This window comes from Paenibacillus sp. P36, from assembly GCF_045866505.1.
GTDB lineage: Bacteria > Bacillota > Bacilli > Paenibacillales > NBRC-103111 > Paenibacillus_E > Paenibacillus_E chondroitinus.
Map to the genome: position 1 here is coordinate 7546947 of NZ_AP038372.1, position 14795 is coordinate 7561741.

Here is a 14795-nt window from a genome sequence, read left to right on the forward strand (position 1 = left end):
CGGGGCTGTTACGCCCCACACTTTGCAGTTCATTTATTGGCCTCAAAGCCCGATTTACTTAATTGTTTTATTCGCGTAATCCGTTACATCTTTACCGCCTGCAGCGTTCCAAGCTTGAACGAATTTATCGAAATCAGCACCTGTTTTCTTACCCGTTACGATATCAGCCGCGAATTCTTTGTAAACCGCTGTAGCTGCATCCCATTTCGCTGTCAAATCAGCAGGCATAATGAAGATATTGTCTTTGGTTGAATTGCTCTCGAACATTTTGAGCGATTTCGCTGCCGGTTCCGAGAAGTAAGGTGTCGTTGGATCGAACTCTTTGTCCGGCGTGAAGCTGATCACGGACTCAACAAAGTGCGGGTACCAAGCGGCAAACTTGTCAGTTAATTTGATTTTGTTATCCACGATTTGGTACTCGGAGCCTTCAAAACCAAGCTTATCCATCATTTGACCTTTTGGACTAGCCATGTATTCTAATACGGCAAAAGCCATATCTTTGTTTTTGGACGTTTTGGAAATCGCGAAACCACGGCTTTCTTTGCTTGTATCTACCGGTGTGTAGCCTTGTGCCTTACCTTTTGCCGGCGGCAGAGGAACGACTTTCGCGCCTGCGCCATTTTGTGCCGTAGATTTGGAGTTGTACAAGTCGATTACTTTCCCTTGCGTACCCGCCATGATCGCCGCTTGACCATCATAGAATGCTTTTTCCTTCGTATCCCATTTCTTTGTCAGGAACTCAGGATCAAGCAAGCCCTCTTTGTACATCTTCGCGTAGAATTCCAGTTTTTCTTTTTCAAACTGCGTTGTTTTGCCGAATGCGAATTTACCGTCTGTACCCTTGATCCAAGTTGTTGTCAATCCGAAAGCTTGCCCGAACATAGCATCCAACTCATCAAGATTGCCCGCTGTTGTGTAGGCATATTTCGCGCCGCTTTTTTCCTTCAACTCTTTGAAGAACGTGTAGTAGTTATCGATTGTTGGGTTTTCCAAAGCTGCTTTACCGGATGCTGTTTTGTCCATCAAGTCTTGGCGCACGACAGGAATAGCACTATTAACCGGCGATAACCATAGCAAGTAAGGGTAGTTCTTCATTCTTTCGATGTTATAAGGATTCATAGAAGCCTTAACATATTTGGATTTATCGATATATGGAGTCAAATCCTCCAAAATTTTCTGAGTCGTTGCAAATTGATAATCTCCGCCTTGGAAATAGATCAGATCAGGGATATTGCCGCTTTGTAAGAGCAAGCCCATTTTCTCGGAATACGTTCCGCTTTGAACCGGCGTAATTTGCAGCTTTACATTTTTACCTTCTGCTTTCATGCCATCTTCGATGCCTTTAATCAACTTCTGAACGTTAGGATCATCTGGTGCAAAATCTTTAGCTAAAATGGAAACCGTCGTAACCGCCTGGCCATTTTGCGTTGCGGATGGTGCAGATGTGTTCGTTGAATTGTTCCCCCCGGAACTGCATGCTGTTGTGACCAGAACGACTGCTGCCATTGCAAAAAGCGCTTTTTTCATGTGGATTGCCTCCCAAGATAATGTTTGAATACTATTCTTTCACGCCGCCTTCCATTACTCCTTTGGTATAATGCTTCAGAATAATGGGGTACAGCATTAGAATCGGAACCATAGCAATGACAATCGTAGCCGCTTTCAAGGACGAGAAGTCCAATTGTGCGATATGGTTGTTTTTCATCAAATCTGCCGCACCGACCAAGGTCGTCGTATCTCCTTCAACAACGAACTGCCTGAGCAGTACTTGCAGTACGGTGTTGCTTCGGCTGGATAAGAAAATGCTCGATTTGAAAAACTCATTCCATCGAGCCACCGCATAGAACATACCGATGGTCAAAAGCGGAATGCGGGACAGTGGTAAGATAATCCGCATGAACACGGTCATGTGCCCAGCGCCATCGATTTTCGCAGCCTCAACTAAGGAATCCGGAATTTCTTCAATAAACCGCATCATAATGATCAAATAAAAGACGTTAATCGTGCGGTAGAGAACCATCGCCCATAGATTATCCAGCAAGTGCAGGTCTTTGATGACCATATATTCTTGCACGATCCCCGGTTCAAAAATCATGATAATGATGAGGAAAATCATGATCGGCGTTTTACCGACCAAATTTTTACGCGTTAATACGTAAGCTGTAATGGTGGTGAAGAAAATGCTGAAAGCCGTTCCGACAATCGTAATAAATAAAGAGTTCATTAACGCTTTCCCGACGATCGGATTGCTGAGCACGACCTGGAAATTGATGAACGAGAAACCTTTTGGCAAAATGTCATAGCCGTGCAGCATATGAACTTTGTTAGGGTTCGAGAAAGCTTTGGCGATCAAGTTCATGATCGGTACAAACATCGTCAGCGATATGAGGATGAGTATGGCACCGAGCACTAATTTGGTGAACGAAAATTTTTGGACACTCATGCTAGCTCCTCCTTACCATGCGCCTTTCGAGGTCAGTTTCTTGGAAATGAAATGCGTGGAAAGCACCAGCACGACCCCAATCATACTTTTGAACAAATTAGCCGCTGTTGCGAATGAATATTGACCGTTGATCAAACCAACGCGGTACACATAAGTATCAATGATATCAATCCGGCTATTGACGGAATCATTCGTGAAGTTCAACACTTGATCCAGCCCTGCATTCATAATAAATCCGACATTCAGAATGAAGATGGTCACCATCGGAATATACAGATGAGGCAATACAATTCGCGTCACAATGTGCCAGCGGTTGGCTCCATCAACGTGCGCCGCTTCATACAAACTTTGATTTACACCCATGATGGCGGCAAGGAAAATGATCGAATCCCATCCGATATTCCGCCATGCTTCACTGGCAACAAGCACCCATCTGATCGCTGATTTATCAGTCAGAAAGTCGTGCGGTTGAAACCCGAAAACCTGAATGATCTCGTTGACTACACCGTTTGATTTGGATAAAAAGTCGAACCATACTCCGGCAATAACAACCCAGGACAGAAAGTGCGGCAAATACGAAATAACTTGAATCGATTTCCGGAACTTTCCGTTAATGAATTCGTTAAGGATAAGCGCGAAGATGATCGGAATTGGGAAAATAAGAAACATTTTCATCGCACTGATGATGAGCGTATTTTTTAATACTTGCTCAAAGATCGGAGTGCTGAAGAGCTCTCGAAAATATTTCAATCCAACAAAAACGTTGTCTCCAAGAATTTGATAATCGTAGAAAGCTAATTTCATGCCGATAATCGGCCAGATGTGAAAAATGATAAAATAAGCGATTCCCGGCAAAAGCATCAAGTAGAGCACTTTGTCGCTCCACATTTGTTTAACTTTGGAATGCGTTCTGATTTGAATCGACTCCTTTCCTATCATACGTCGACTTCCAATTCCATCAGTGGGGCATGCTGTTGAGCTCCGTATACGTCACGATCCAAAAACGTGCCTGAAGAAACTTTCCGCGCGAACGTAATTTTGAAGCCGAGCGCTTGATCGAAAAAGACGATATGCATGATCTTATCTTGCTCAATGTTGTAAAGCTTCGATACCAAATCTTTGTTAATGATGCCGGAACTCTTGATTTTGTAATACTTCTCCGGATCTGTAAAAAGGGCATCCACCGTAATTTCAAACGGTCCGCTGTTTTTGCTTCTCAGTACTTTCGCTGCATCTACTAGCTTCATAATTACACCTCGATATACTCGTTGCGGAACATCTCCACGCCATCCGCAACTTGCATCAAATGATAAACAGAGAATTCATACACAGCGCCGAAAGGGATATCACTTGGGGCAAAAGGGAACGCCAGATTACCCGCTGTCGATTTCCTGCCCTCGTAGCCGTAATGCAAGAAGGTAGATCTGACGGAGCTGCAAATCGTGTTCGCCAACTCTTGTGTCTTTGCAATAACTTCGAAGACGACGCCTAATTCGTGACCGGCTGTTTTTTGTGGCTCCAATTCACCCAACACGCCGTTAAGGCCGTAATTGATGAAATTGATTTCATAATCCTCTTGCGGTATCTCACTGTAATATTCCCAAACCTGCTGTTTGACCAAGTCCTCAACTTCTTCAATCCGTTCGATCAAAAGTGGATCGCGGATGCCTGCGACGACGAGCGTACGATAAGCGACTTTCATTGCCCCTTCGAGCTTGATTTTATATTCAGGCGTTGGCATGATCCGGCTGCCGCGCACTTCAACGCTATCGTCTCCCAATTCCTTAAACTCACAATGTTCAAGATCCAGAACAAGTCCAGGACCATGAAGCAGATAAGGATGATCTTTCTCATAAAACGTGTGCGCAGCTACGGAAACGGCCGTACATTTACGCTTGTCGTTCAGCGGTTTAACGATAAAAGAATCTTTGGTCAGAATGCCCAGCATGCAATCTTTCGTTGTCCCCGGTTCTGCACAAAGCGCTGAGCATTCAAGAATTTTACCCAAATGGTAAGCAAGCGCTGTATCAAAACCATGATGCATGGCTACCGCGGCAAACGGCGAAGGGTCGTAAGCGCGACCACAGATGATAATGTTAGCGCCTTCTTGAAGCGCTGCGATAATGGGTTCATGTCCCATTTGGGCGACAACACCGTTCGTAGCTTCCAATCTTTCCTTCGTAAGCGTCTTCACTGCAAGGCCAAGAGGTTCGCACTCGCCTGCTGCTAATTTGGCTTCCACGACCTCTTTCGGAATATCCGCCCAGATTGTCGCAACTTTCAGCCCGGTAATGTTGTTTTCTTCAAGAATTTCCATAATAATCGCCCGTGTCCATTCCACATGGACCTTTGCGCCACTGCCTCCGGCAGATCCGATAATGACCGGAATCTTGGCTTCAGCGCCCGCTACGATCATCAGTTCCAAGTCTTTCTTGCAAGCTTGTTTGCTGACAATCGCCGTACCCGCTCCTAATTTATGAGGACCGGCATCCGTTGACCCGGCATCTACGACGATCGCATCCGGCTTATGTTCCATCCCTCTTATAAACGATGACTTCGGAAATCCGTAGCCTAACATCCCGCAGGGCGCCAAAATTTTGAATTGTTCCATTGCTTTACAACCTCCACTGTCCATCATCCGATTCGATGGTTCATTCTTTTCTTTTTCTTCTCGTTGATTCGCGAGGAATGAGTTTGACATCGAATAGATGCGTTTGATGTTCGCTGTTGTCACCCTCGATTTTCTTAATAAGAAGCCGTGTTGACAGCATCCCCATATCATAAATCGATTGTGCGACCGTCGTAATTTCCGGCTCTACGATGACCGTAAGGTCAATACCGTCAAAACCGCACAACGCAACTTGATCAGGGACGCGCACGCCCATTCGCTGCAATTTCTTAAGTGCTCCAACCGCCATCGTATCGTTACCTGCAAAAATACCATCGATATCAGGATGGCGCTTCATCAGGTTTTCAACCGCTTCCATTCCGCCGTCGACGCGGAAATAACCAGGTTCGACGAGGCTTGGCGAATACCAAGGAAAATGTTTCACAGATTGCTCATATCCCATGAATCGCTCTCTTCCGGTTACCGTATCCTGCGGGCCGTAGATATGAGCAATTTTCGTGCAGCCCTCATCGAGCAGATGCTGTACGGCTTGCTGCGCTCCTTCCAAATGCTTGGAGCTGACGACCGTGCAAGAAGTCTCTCGCGGCGCTCTATCCAGCATAATGAAAGGAATTTTCTCATTATTCAAAGCATCAACGTCGTCAGAGCGAAGGCTGTAGGAAGCAAACAAAATGCCGTCTACATACCGCTGCTTCAGAACCCTGATGTAGGTCTGCTCTTTGTCCGCTTGATTATCCGAATTGCATAGGATTACTGTATACCCATACATGCGCGCAACATCTTCAACAGCTCTGGCCAACTCCGCAAAGAATGGGTTCGTGATATCCGGGAATATTAAGGCGATCGTTCCTGTCTTTCTTCCAGCAAGCCCTCTAGCCATCGCGTTCGGTTCGTACTGAAGCGTTTTGATCGCTTGCTCTACCCGCAATTTTGTTTCTTCATTGACATATCCGTTTTTGTTCAAGTATCGGGAAATGGTCGCTACGGAAACGCCTGCCAACTTTGCTACATCTCTGATTGTTGCCACTGGTTACGACTCACTCCTACTAAAAAGCAAACCCGTACTCTTAGCAAAGAAATCCTTGCGTAGGGTACCGGTTACATGCTCCCGAAATTTTCCTTTATCTCGATAAATACTATTATTTACACATTGCATATTAATTATTTATGTTACCTCGATAAACGATGTGTAACCGGTTACCTATTTCATGTTTCTTATTATATGCCTCCTCTTTAAAAGCTGTCAAGTCCAAACTCAGTTTTACCGACAAAAATCGACTTTTTCCTCGGGGTGGTATTTGTGTGAAATTGAGGCGGAACGTTTGGCTGGGGTGATGCTTGTCTACCCAAACTCAACAGTCGAATGAAGGCACGTTTGCATTGGGTTTATCCACTTCCGTCCGAATTCAAGTGAGTGTTCGAGCGAGTGTTCGAGTTCAGTGTGAGTTCAAGCTGAGTGTGCGTGCAGTGTGCTCGCAGTTGCGTTCAAGCGGGATCTACGCTTAAGTGCGCGTTCAAGTGCAATGCTCGTAAGCGCTATATTGTACTTTGTGCAACTTGAGAGCGCCCTACAGGCTTCACTCCTTCCCTTCATTGCACTTTTTACAACCATTTGACCTCAAAAGGGCTATTTTGCCCCTTCCTCCCTCCAAATGGTTGTATTTTGTACAATGGAGCAGCTGTTTTGCATAGAAAATATGTATTTTGGTTGTACTAAGTGCAGGCCTGTTGATTATCCACAAAATGGCAGGTAAAAAGGCCGCCCATTCGGTAAACTGTTTGTACCCCTACAAACATCCGAAAGAAGGCGACCTCATGAAAAAGTCTACTATGTTCTCGAATATTCTGCAAACAATTATACCGAAAGAAGAAGTGCTTCCTCTTATCAAAGAAGAGTCCTACGTTGATTCTGCGCGGAAATTTACTGTTTATGATCTCTTTCTTTTTTTATCGCAAGCCGCACTCCAGCAATGGGACGGCTACCGAGATGGTGAAAAACGCATGTCTTCTTGTGGACTTGTAAAAGCTGATCACTCCACGATTTCAAAAAAAGCCAAAGATGTCCCATTTGAGGTGTTCAAGCAGCTGTTGCGTCTGATGATTCAGAAATGTAATCGCCCAACGCGTCGTCGTTTAGGTATCCCTAAGGAATTGCTTGTAGTGGATTCCACTAAGATTACGGCTGGTAAAGAACGATGGCCATGGGCGCCGCTAAAAGGTGAAAAAGCAGGAATTAAACTCCACGTTTCAATCATTGCAGATGCAGGTCAGCTACATAAAGTTACAGAAACAACGGGGAATCGCCCAGATCTATTAAGCTGTAATGACGTACGCGACGACCGTTTCATACTAGTAGCTGACCGCGCTTATGGTAAGCATAAACAATTTGATGATTATCAGGAACAAAACCAATATTTCGTGATTCGCCTCAGGGATAACACACATTTTCATGAACCTAAACGGAGGACACGTAAACGTCCATTTGCTGGCACAATTGAACAAGATTTAACCTGTCAGTTAGGAGCGAAGTCGACGCTTTCAAAAAATAGGTTTCGTGTCGTTATTCTAAAGGATCCGCATGGCAATCCTGTTATTCTGGCAACCAATCTACATAGGCCCTCTGTCGAAAAAATTGCTGAGATGTATAAGAAGCGGTGGCAAATCGAGGTTTTTTTTCGTTGGATTAAGCAGCATTTGAATGTACCGATGATATTTGGAACAACGCCAAATGCCGTTTATGGCCAGTTGTACACAGCTTTATTGGTATATGTCTTACTAAAATTTGTATTCGAACAAGGAAATTCCAAAGTACATCCAAGTGCCCAGTTATCTTTTGCCGAATTTGATCGCTTATTTAGTATGAACGACTTGCAGGCAGAATGGTTGGTCTATTTGACGAGTAATTTCACTTTCTCATGAACCCACTTATTGGTAAATCAACAGGCCTGTACTAAGTGCAACATAGGTTGGATGCTTGTCTACCCTAACTTCAACAGTCGGACGAAGGCACGCTTGCATTGGGTTTATCTACTTCCGTCCGCGTTCAAGTACGGGTTCGGGTTCGGGTTCGGGTTCGGGTTCGGGTTCGGGTTCGGGTTCGAGCGTTCGAGTGTTCGAGTGTGGTGTGCGTTCAAGCGGAGTGTGCGTGCAGTATGCTCGTAGTTGCGTTCAAGCGGGTCCACGTTCAGCGCTATATTGCACTTTGTGCAGGTTGAGAGCGCTTTATAAGCTCCAACCCTTACCTTCATTGCACTTTTTACAACCATTTGACCTCTAGAGGGCTATTTTGCCCCCTTCTCCCCTAAAATGGTTGTATTTTGTACAATGAAGCGGCTGTTTTGCACAGAAAATATCTGTTTTAGTTGTACTAAGTACAACATAGGTTGGATGCTTGTCTACCCAAACTTCAACAGTCGAATGAAGACACGTTTGCATTGGGTTTATCCACTTCCGCCCGCGTTCAAGTGCGGGTTCGGGTTAGGGTTAGGGTTCGAGTTCGAGCGAGTGTTCGAGTGAAGTGTGCGTTCAAGCGGAGTGTGCTTGCAATATGTTCGCAGTTGCGTTCAAGCGGGGTGTGCTTGCAGTATGCTCGCAGTTGCGTTCAAGCGGGGTGTGCTTGCAGTATGCTCGCAGTTGCGTTCAAGCGGGTGTGCTTGCAGTATGCTCGCAGTTGCGTTCAAGCGGGTGTGGCTTGCAGTATGCTCGCAGTTGCGTTCAAGCGGGGTGTGCTTGCAGTATGCTCGCAGTTGCGTTCAAGCGGGTTGTGCTTGCAGTATGCTCGCAGTTGCGTTCAAGCGGGGTGTGCTTGCAGTATGCTCGCAGTTGCGTTCAAGCGGGGTGTGCTTGCAGTATGCTCGCTGTTGCGTTCAAGCGGGTGTGGCTTGCAGTATGCTCGCTGTTGCGTTCAAGCGGGTGTGGCTTGCAGTATGCTCGCTGTTGCGTTCAAGCGGGTGTGGCTTGCAGTATGCTCGCAGTTGCGTTCAAGCGGGGTCCACGTTCAGAGCTATATTGCACTTTGTACAACTTGAGAGCGCTTTACAGGCTCCAACCCTTACCTTCATTGCATTTTTTACAACCATTTGACCTTTAAACGGCTATTTTGACCCCTCCTCCCCTAAAATGGTTGTATTTTGTACAACGAAGCGGCTGTTTTACAGGGAAAATATGTGTTTTGGTTGTACTAAGTACAACATAGGTTGAATGCCGGTTTACCACATCCCCGCAAACAAAAAAACGAGCCCTACTATCGAAGAAACGATAGCTAGGAACTCGTTTTTAAGCAAAAGTCGTCTTACTCGTTGCCGATATACGAAGCATACTCAGCAGCCGTCAGCAAGCCTTCGAGCGCATCAGCGCCGGATACCTCGACCTCAACCATCCAGCCTTCGCCAAACGGCGCACTGTTTACCAGCTCCGGTGATCCTTCCAAAGAGCCGTTCACAGCTGTTACTTTGCCGGAAACGGGCGAGAAAATGTCGGAAACCGTTTTGACGGATTCCACACTGCCGATGCTTTCATTTGCGGTAATGGAAGCTCCAGCCTTAGGCAGTTCAACAAACACAATATCTCCCAATTGATCTTGGGCAAAATCAGTAATACCTACACGAACAACCGTGTCTGACAGCTTTTCTACCCACTCATGTTCTTTGGTGTATAACAAATTGGCTTGTACGTTACTCATCGTTTTACGCCTCGCTTACCAGCAAATTTTGCTTTTAGCTTAATCTAATGGGAACATCAAAGTCAAGGCGGACGAAGGTAAATTTTATGAAAAGTAACAATTGACAATTCACACCTTCATAGGCAAAAATTAATACAATACTACAAATTGAATATTGGCGAATGATGGTGCAGGGAGAGACCGCAGAGAACGATCGCGGCGCCGAAGGAGTAAGCCGAGTAACGGTGAATCTCTCAGGCAAAAGGACTTGTACCGGACGCAACTCTGGAGAGCTTCGAATGACCGCGCATGCGGAAACTCGGACACCAAAGGGGAAACTTGACGGCCGGATAACATGGGTCTAATCGAGGTAACTCTCAGGTAAAAAGGACAGGGCAAAAGGTATGTTTGTGTTGCATATCTTTTGCTCTTTTTTGTATTTTGGGCAAGATATGGGATGTACAAAATCGAAGGTGAGGTAAACGCATGCTGAAACGAACACCGCTCTTCCCTGTATATGCGGAGCATGGAGCGCGAGTTATTGACTTTGGAGGCTGGGAGCTGCCTGTGCAGTTCACAGGTATTCAAAAAGAGCACGATGCCGTCAGACAGCAAGCCGGGCTTTTTGATGTGTCGCATATGGGTGAAGTCCGGGTTACCGGGGAAGACGCCCTCTCTTTTCTGCAAAAGATCACCACGAACGATGTGGCAAAGCTCGAAAACGGGCAATGCCAATACAGCCTCATGTGCTACCCGGACGGCGGTGTTGTTGACGATCTGCTCGTTTATAAACGAAGCGACAACAACTACATGCTAGTCATTAACGCCTCCAACATCGACAAAGATATGGCATGGATGCAGAAGCATCTTATTGGCCGCACGGAAATCACCAACATATCCGATGAAACCGCTATGCTCGCTTTGCAAGGTCCCCACGCCGAACGGATTTTAGCCAAATTAACAGACGCTCCTATTCAGACTTTGAAAACGTTTCGTTTCCTACCCGACGTGAAGGTAGCCGGTATTAACACCCTGCTATCCCGTACAGGTTATACCGGAGAAGACGGCTTCGAGCTGTACGTCGATAGGCACGATGCCGTTGAACTTTGGAAGCTGCTCCTGGAGGCAGGTCAAGAACAAGGGCTCGTACCGGCTGGCTTGGGCGCTCGCGATACGCTGCGTTTTGAAGCGCGGCTTCCCCTTTACGGGCAAGAGCTTTCCCAGGATATTTCGCCGCTAGAAGCTGGTCTGAACTATTTCGTGAAATTGGATAAAGGGGATTTCATCGGGCGTGATGTGATCGCTGGGCATAAAACGAACGGCACACCGCGCAAGCTCGTTGGGATTGAGATGATTGACCGTGGCATTCCGCGGCCGCATTACAAGGTTTTCACGACGGAGGGTGCGCCTATCGGGGAAGTCACAACGGGCACACAGTCCCCTACGTTCAAAACGAATGTGGGCCTCGCTTTAATTGATTCCGCCTACAGTGCGCTGGGCACGGAAGTGAATGTGGAAATTCGCGGGGCACAGGTCAAAGCGAAAGTCGTGGCCACCCCTTTTTATAAAAGAAAGCCGTAACCCGGAGAGGAGCACGCCCCACCATGAAGCATCGTTATTTGCCTATTACCGAGCAAGATCAGAAAGATATGCTGGCGACAATCGGCATCTCCTCGATGGAAGAGATGTTTCAAGATATTCCGCAAAAGGTTCGCTTTCAAGGCGAACTGAACGTATCGAAGGCGCTGGATGAGCAGGGACTGCTGCGCTACATGCGCGGCCTATCCAGCCGCAACGCCGACTTCGACCGCTACGCCAGCTTCCTCGGCGCCGGCATTTACGATCATCACCTTCCCGTGGTGATTAATCATGTCATCTCGCGCTCGGAGTTTTACACCGCGTATACGCCTTATCAGCCGGAGATCTCCCAAGGGGAGCTGCAGGCGATTTTTGAATTCCAGTCGTACATTTGCGAGCTCACCGGCATGGCCGTAGCGAACGCCTCAATGTACGACGGCGCCACGGCGCTGGCCGAAGCCGGCGCCCTTGCCAGCGGAGCGACGAAGCGCAGCCGTCTGCTCGTCTCTCGCGCGGTGCACCCGGAGGCGCGCGCCATCTTGCGCACGACCGCCCGCGGGCTGAACTTGGAAGTGGTCGAGATCGGCCTCACACCGGATGGTGTGACGGACCTCCACGACCTCACTTCCAAGGCCGAAGGCGCCGCCGCCGTCATCCTCCAATCGCCGAATTTCTTCGGCTGCATGGAGGATATCGGCGCGGCAGAGCCGATCGCGCACGGCGCGGGCGCCCTGCTTGTCGTGAGCGCGAATCCGCTCACGCTCGGGCTGCTCGAAGCGCCGGGCAAGCTCGGCGCTGACATCGTTGTCGGCGACTGCCAGCCGCTCGGCATCCCAGCTGCGCTGGGCGGGCCGACGTGCGGCTACTTCGCCGTCGCCGAAAGCTGGATGCGCCGCATGCCGGGGCGCATCGTGGGCCAAACCGTCGACCGCGCCGGCAAGCGCGGCTTCGTCTTGACGCTCCAAGCGCGGGAGCAGCACATCCGACGTGAGAAAGCCACGTCGAACATCTGCTCCAACCAAGCGCTTCTCGCGCTTTGCGCATCCGTGTACTTGTCCACGATGGGCAAGCAGGGCATTCAGGACGTTGGCAAGCTCAACGTCCAAAAAGCTCACTACGCGGCGAAACGCCTCACCGCGTCCGGCAAGCTTTCGCTGCCATTTGCAGGCAGCTTCTTCAATGAATTCGCCGTCAAGCTTCCAGACGGCGCGAATGTGCGGGAGCTAAGCAGCAAGCTCCTGCAGCGTAACATCATCGGCGGCTACGACCTTGGCCGCGATTATCCCGAGCTCGCCGGCCATATGCTAATTGCCGTCACCGAGCAAAGAACGCGCGAAGAGATCGATGCCTTCGCTGATGCACTGGAGGAACTCGTATGACAACAAGTACGAATGAAAGCAACATTACCGTGAAAAATGACGGCAAAGCCCTCATTTTCGAAATGAGCCATCCGGGCCGTGTCGCTTATTCCCTGCCGGAATCCGATGTGCCGGTGCTGGATTTGAACGACGTTTTGCCTTCCAAGTTCCAACGCAAAAGCGCCGCGGAGCTGCCGGAAGTGTACGAGGTGGATGTCATCCGCCACTACACAGCCCTCTCTCGCCGCAATTTTGGCGTGGACAACGGCTTTTACCCGCTTGGCTCGTGTACCATGAAATACAATCCCAAAATTAACGAAGACGTCGCCCGCTTTCCAGGCTTCGCCAAAATACATCCGTACCAGCCGGAAGAATCGCTGCAAGGCGCCCTGGAGCTGCTCTACAACCTCCAAAAGGACCTTGAAGCCATCACCGGCATGGATCGCGTCACCCTTCAGCCCGCAGCTGGCGCACATGGCGAGTGGACCGGACTCATGATGATTCGCTCCTACCATGAAAGCCGCGGCGAGAAGCGGACCAAGGTCATTTGCCCGGACTCCGCACACGGCACGAATCCAGCCAGCGCTACGGTCGCAGGCTTTGAGACCATCACAATCAAATCCAACGAACGTGGTCTCGTGAATCTCGATGAGCTTCGCAAAGCCGTTGGACCGGACACAGCAGCCTTGATGCTCACCAATCCGAACACACTCGGACTGTTCGAGGAGCAGATCGTCGAAATCGCTGAGATCGTTCATGCTGCAGGCGGATTGCTTTATTACGACGGCGCTAACGCGAATGCCATTATGGGCATTACCCGCCCCGGCGACATGGGCTTCGACGTCGTCCATCTCAACCTGCACAAAACAATGAGCACCCCGCATGGCGGCGGTGGTCCCGGCGCCGGCCCTGTCGGCGTCAAAGAAAAGCTCATCCCGTTCCTGCCTACACCGCTTGTGGCGCAAAAGGAAGACGGCAGCTTTTATTTCGACTACAACTATCCGCAGTCAATTGGTCGCGTGAAAGGCTACTACGGCAACTTCGGCATCCTTGTTCGCGCCTACACCTATATCCGAACGCTTGGTCCGGAAGGCCTGCGCAAAGTATCCGAGTTTGCCGTGCTCAACGCCAACTATATGCTGGCTAGGCTGACGCCTTACTTCGACGTGCCGCATCCGCGTTTCTGCAAACACGAGTTCGTGCTATCAGGCAACCGTCAGAAGAAGCTTGGCGTACGCACGCTCGATATTGCCAAACGATTGCTTGACTTCGGCTATCATCCGCCGACCATCTACTTCCCGCTTAGCGTCGAAGAATGCATCATGATCGAGCCGACCGAGACGGAAAGCAAACAAACGCTGGACGAATTCATCGACACAATGATCGCTATCGCCAAAGAGGCCGAAGAAAATCCCGATATCGTTAAAAATGCGCCATACACCACCGTGGTCAGCCGCATGGACGAAGCGCTTGCCGCCCGCAAGCCTGTCCTGAATTGCAGCTGCGGATAAAAAGATGGAGCTGCCCTAGAAGTCTTATGATTCTTAGACCTCTGGGGCAGCCCCTTTTCTTACTTATTGACCTCATATAAATAGAAGACCCAGTCGCTTGAAGCCCCCGCATGTCCCAGCTGACGTAGCATCGAGGAAATATTGCCTCGGTGGTAGGTGCCATGATTCACGATATGCTGAATTAATTCTTGAATGCTGGCATTCAGCACGCCAAAGGTTGGATGCGGAAACTGCTTTTTCGCTTGTAGATCGTCTACGCTATTCAGGAAAACGCGATACTCCTCGGCTTTTTCCCAATACGCTGCTTGCAGCTCCTTCAGACTTTTACCCGATGTTTTAGCTTCAATCGTGCCTAACAGTTCTATAATCTGCTCATAGCTGTTCCCCATCATGCCTGACAACCAAACCGTATCCACCTGGTAAATGTGCACCAGCCCGTTGTAAATCGTCGGAAACACATTGTCAAGCTCCTGATGCAGCACTTCCTCCGGCAATTCCGTCAGCCGTTCAAATACTTTTTTATTGGCCCAGACGTGATAATCATAGGTTTTGATCGTTTGTTCTCTCATGCTTCATCATCCTCCTCAGAATGCAATGCTGTGTTAAACATGAGCTC

At 48.6% G+C, this 14795-nt stretch carries 12 protein-coding genes and 1 riboswitch; of the genes, 4 read left to right on the top strand and 8 right to left on the bottom strand.

The genetic code is table 11. The features are described from left to right. Nucleotides 1-54 precede the first annotated feature (54 nt). The 6 genes from ACKTT9_RS33095 to ACKTT9_RS33120 are packed head-to-tail and all read right to left on the bottom strand — an operon-like array spanning nt 55 to nt 6099. Nucleotides 55-1527 carry an extracellular solute-binding protein gene (locus ACKTT9_RS33095; protein ID WP_407869341.1) on the bottom strand — a complete coding sequence of 491 codons (1473 nt, stop codon included), beginning with the start codon at nt 1525-1527 and terminating at the stop codon, nt 55-57. A 31-nt stretch (nt 1528-1558) separates the two neighbouring features. Then, nucleotides 1559-2443 (bottom strand): carbohydrate ABC transporter permease, encoded by an 885-nt coding sequence (locus ACKTT9_RS33100; RefSeq protein WP_127458487.1) that lies wholly within the window; start codon nt 2441-2443, stop codon nt 1559-1561. Between the two features lie 12 nt (nt 2444-2455). Next, a complete protein-coding gene (locus ACKTT9_RS33105; protein WP_157319784.1) occupies nt 2456-3382 on the bottom strand; it encodes a sugar ABC transporter permease in 927 nt (308 codons plus the stop codon). Then, nucleotides 3379-3690 (bottom strand): DUF4387 domain-containing protein, encoded by a 312-nt coding sequence (locus ACKTT9_RS33110; protein WP_157319783.1) that lies wholly within the window; start codon nt 3688-3690, stop codon nt 3379-3381. Before ACKTT9_RS33110 ends, ACKTT9_RS33105 begins: the two co-directional genes overlap by 4 nt. Before the next feature lie 2 nt (nt 3691-3692). Beyond that, entirely contained in the window at nt 3693-5054 is a 1362-nt protein-coding gene (locus tag ACKTT9_RS33115) for an acyclic terpene utilization AtuA family protein (protein WP_407869342.1), read from the bottom strand. 40 nt (nt 5055-5094) lie between these two features. Then, nucleotides 5095-6099: a LacI family DNA-binding transcriptional regulator gene (locus ACKTT9_RS33120; RefSeq protein WP_407869343.1), complete on the bottom strand. Its 1005-nt coding sequence runs from the start codon at nt 6097-6099 to the stop codon at nt 5095-5097. Nucleotides 6100-6887: 788 nt separating this feature from the next. On the opposite strand from ACKTT9_RS33120, the gene ACKTT9_RS33125 reads away from it, so the two are divergent. Next, nucleotides 6888-7991, top strand: a complete 1104-nt coding sequence (locus tag ACKTT9_RS33125; RefSeq protein WP_407869128.1) for an IS4 family transposase — start codon at nt 6888-6890, stop codon at nt 7989-7991. Between the two features lie 1372 nt (nt 7992-9363). Here ACKTT9_RS33125 and gcvH read toward each other — a convergent pair. Further along, entirely contained in the window at nt 9364-9753 is a 390-nt protein-coding gene (gene gcvH / locus ACKTT9_RS33130) for a glycine cleavage system protein GcvH (RefSeq protein ID WP_407869344.1), read from the bottom strand. A gap of 161 nt (nt 9754-9914) precedes the next feature. Next, nucleotides 9915-10012: riboswitch (glycine riboswitch) on the top strand. 206 nt (nt 10013-10218) lie between these two features. Between gcvH and gcvT the strand changes: the two genes are divergently transcribed. The 3 genes from gcvT to gcvPB are packed head-to-tail and all read left to right on the top strand — an operon-like array spanning nt 10219 to nt 14179. Then, nucleotides 10219-11313, top strand: a complete 1095-nt coding sequence (gcvT, locus tag ACKTT9_RS33135) for a glycine cleavage system aminomethyltransferase GcvT (protein ID WP_407869345.1) — start codon at nt 10219-10221, stop codon at nt 11311-11313. Nucleotides 11314-11336: 23 nt separating this feature from the next. Next, entirely contained in the window at nt 11337-12689 is a 1353-nt protein-coding gene (gene gcvPA, locus ACKTT9_RS33140) for an aminomethyl-transferring glycine dehydrogenase subunit GcvPA (protein ID WP_407869346.1), read from the top strand. Next, nucleotides 12686-14179 carry an aminomethyl-transferring glycine dehydrogenase subunit GcvPB gene (gene gcvPB / locus ACKTT9_RS33145; protein WP_407869347.1) on the top strand — a complete coding sequence of 498 codons (1494 nt, stop codon included), beginning with the start codon at nt 12686-12688 and terminating at the stop codon, nt 14177-14179. The genes gcvPA and gcvPB overlap by 4 nt, the downstream gene beginning before the upstream one ends. Nucleotides 14180-14238: 59 nt before the next feature. Here gcvPB and ACKTT9_RS33150 read toward each other — a convergent pair whose 3' ends face one another. After that, nucleotides 14239-14748 carry a DinB family protein gene (locus ACKTT9_RS33150; protein WP_407869348.1) on the bottom strand — a complete coding sequence of 170 codons (510 nt, stop codon included), beginning with the start codon at nt 14746-14748 and terminating at the stop codon, nt 14239-14241. Nucleotides 14749-14795 lie beyond the last annotated feature (47 nt).

Bases quoted from the DNA above. Each gene is read 5' to 3' on its own strand.
- ACKTT9_RS33095 (WP_407869341.1), bottom strand. From the start codon at position 1,527: ATGAAAAAAGCGCTTTTTGCAATGGCAGCAGTCGTTCTGGTCACAACA.
- ACKTT9_RS33100 (WP_127458487.1), bottom strand. From the start codon at position 2,443: ATGAGTGTCCAAAAATTTTCGTTCACCAAATTAGTGCTCGGTGCCATA.
- ACKTT9_RS33105 (WP_157319784.1), bottom strand. From the start codon at position 3,382: ATGATAGGAAAGGAGTCGATTCAAATCAGAACGCATTCCAAAGTTAAA.
- ACKTT9_RS33110 (WP_157319783.1), bottom strand. From the start codon at position 3,690: ATGAAGCTAGTAGATGCAGCGAAAGTACTGAGAAGCAAAAACAGCGGA.
- ACKTT9_RS33115 (WP_407869342.1), bottom strand. From the start codon at position 5,054: ATGGAACAATTCAAAATTTTGGCGCCCTGCGGGATGTTAGGCTACGGA.
- ACKTT9_RS33125 (WP_407869128.1), top strand. From the start codon at position 6,888: ATGAAAAAGTCTACTATGTTCTCGAATATTCTGCAAACAATTATACCG.
- gcvH (WP_407869344.1), bottom strand. From the start codon at position 9,753: ATGAGTAACGTACAAGCCAATTTGTTATACACCAAAGAACATGAGTGG.
- gcvT (WP_407869345.1), top strand. From the start codon at position 10,219: ATGCTGAAACGAACACCGCTCTTCCCTGTATATGCGGAGCATGGAGCG.
- gcvPA (WP_407869346.1), top strand. From the start codon at position 11,337: ATGAAGCATCGTTATTTGCCTATTACCGAGCAAGATCAGAAAGATATG.
- gcvPB (WP_407869347.1), top strand. From the start codon at position 12,686: ATGACAACAAGTACGAATGAAAGCAACATTACCGTGAAAAATGACGGC.
- ACKTT9_RS33150 (WP_407869348.1), bottom strand. From the start codon at position 14,748: ATGAGAGAACAAACGATCAAAACCTATGATTATCACGTCTGGGCCAAT.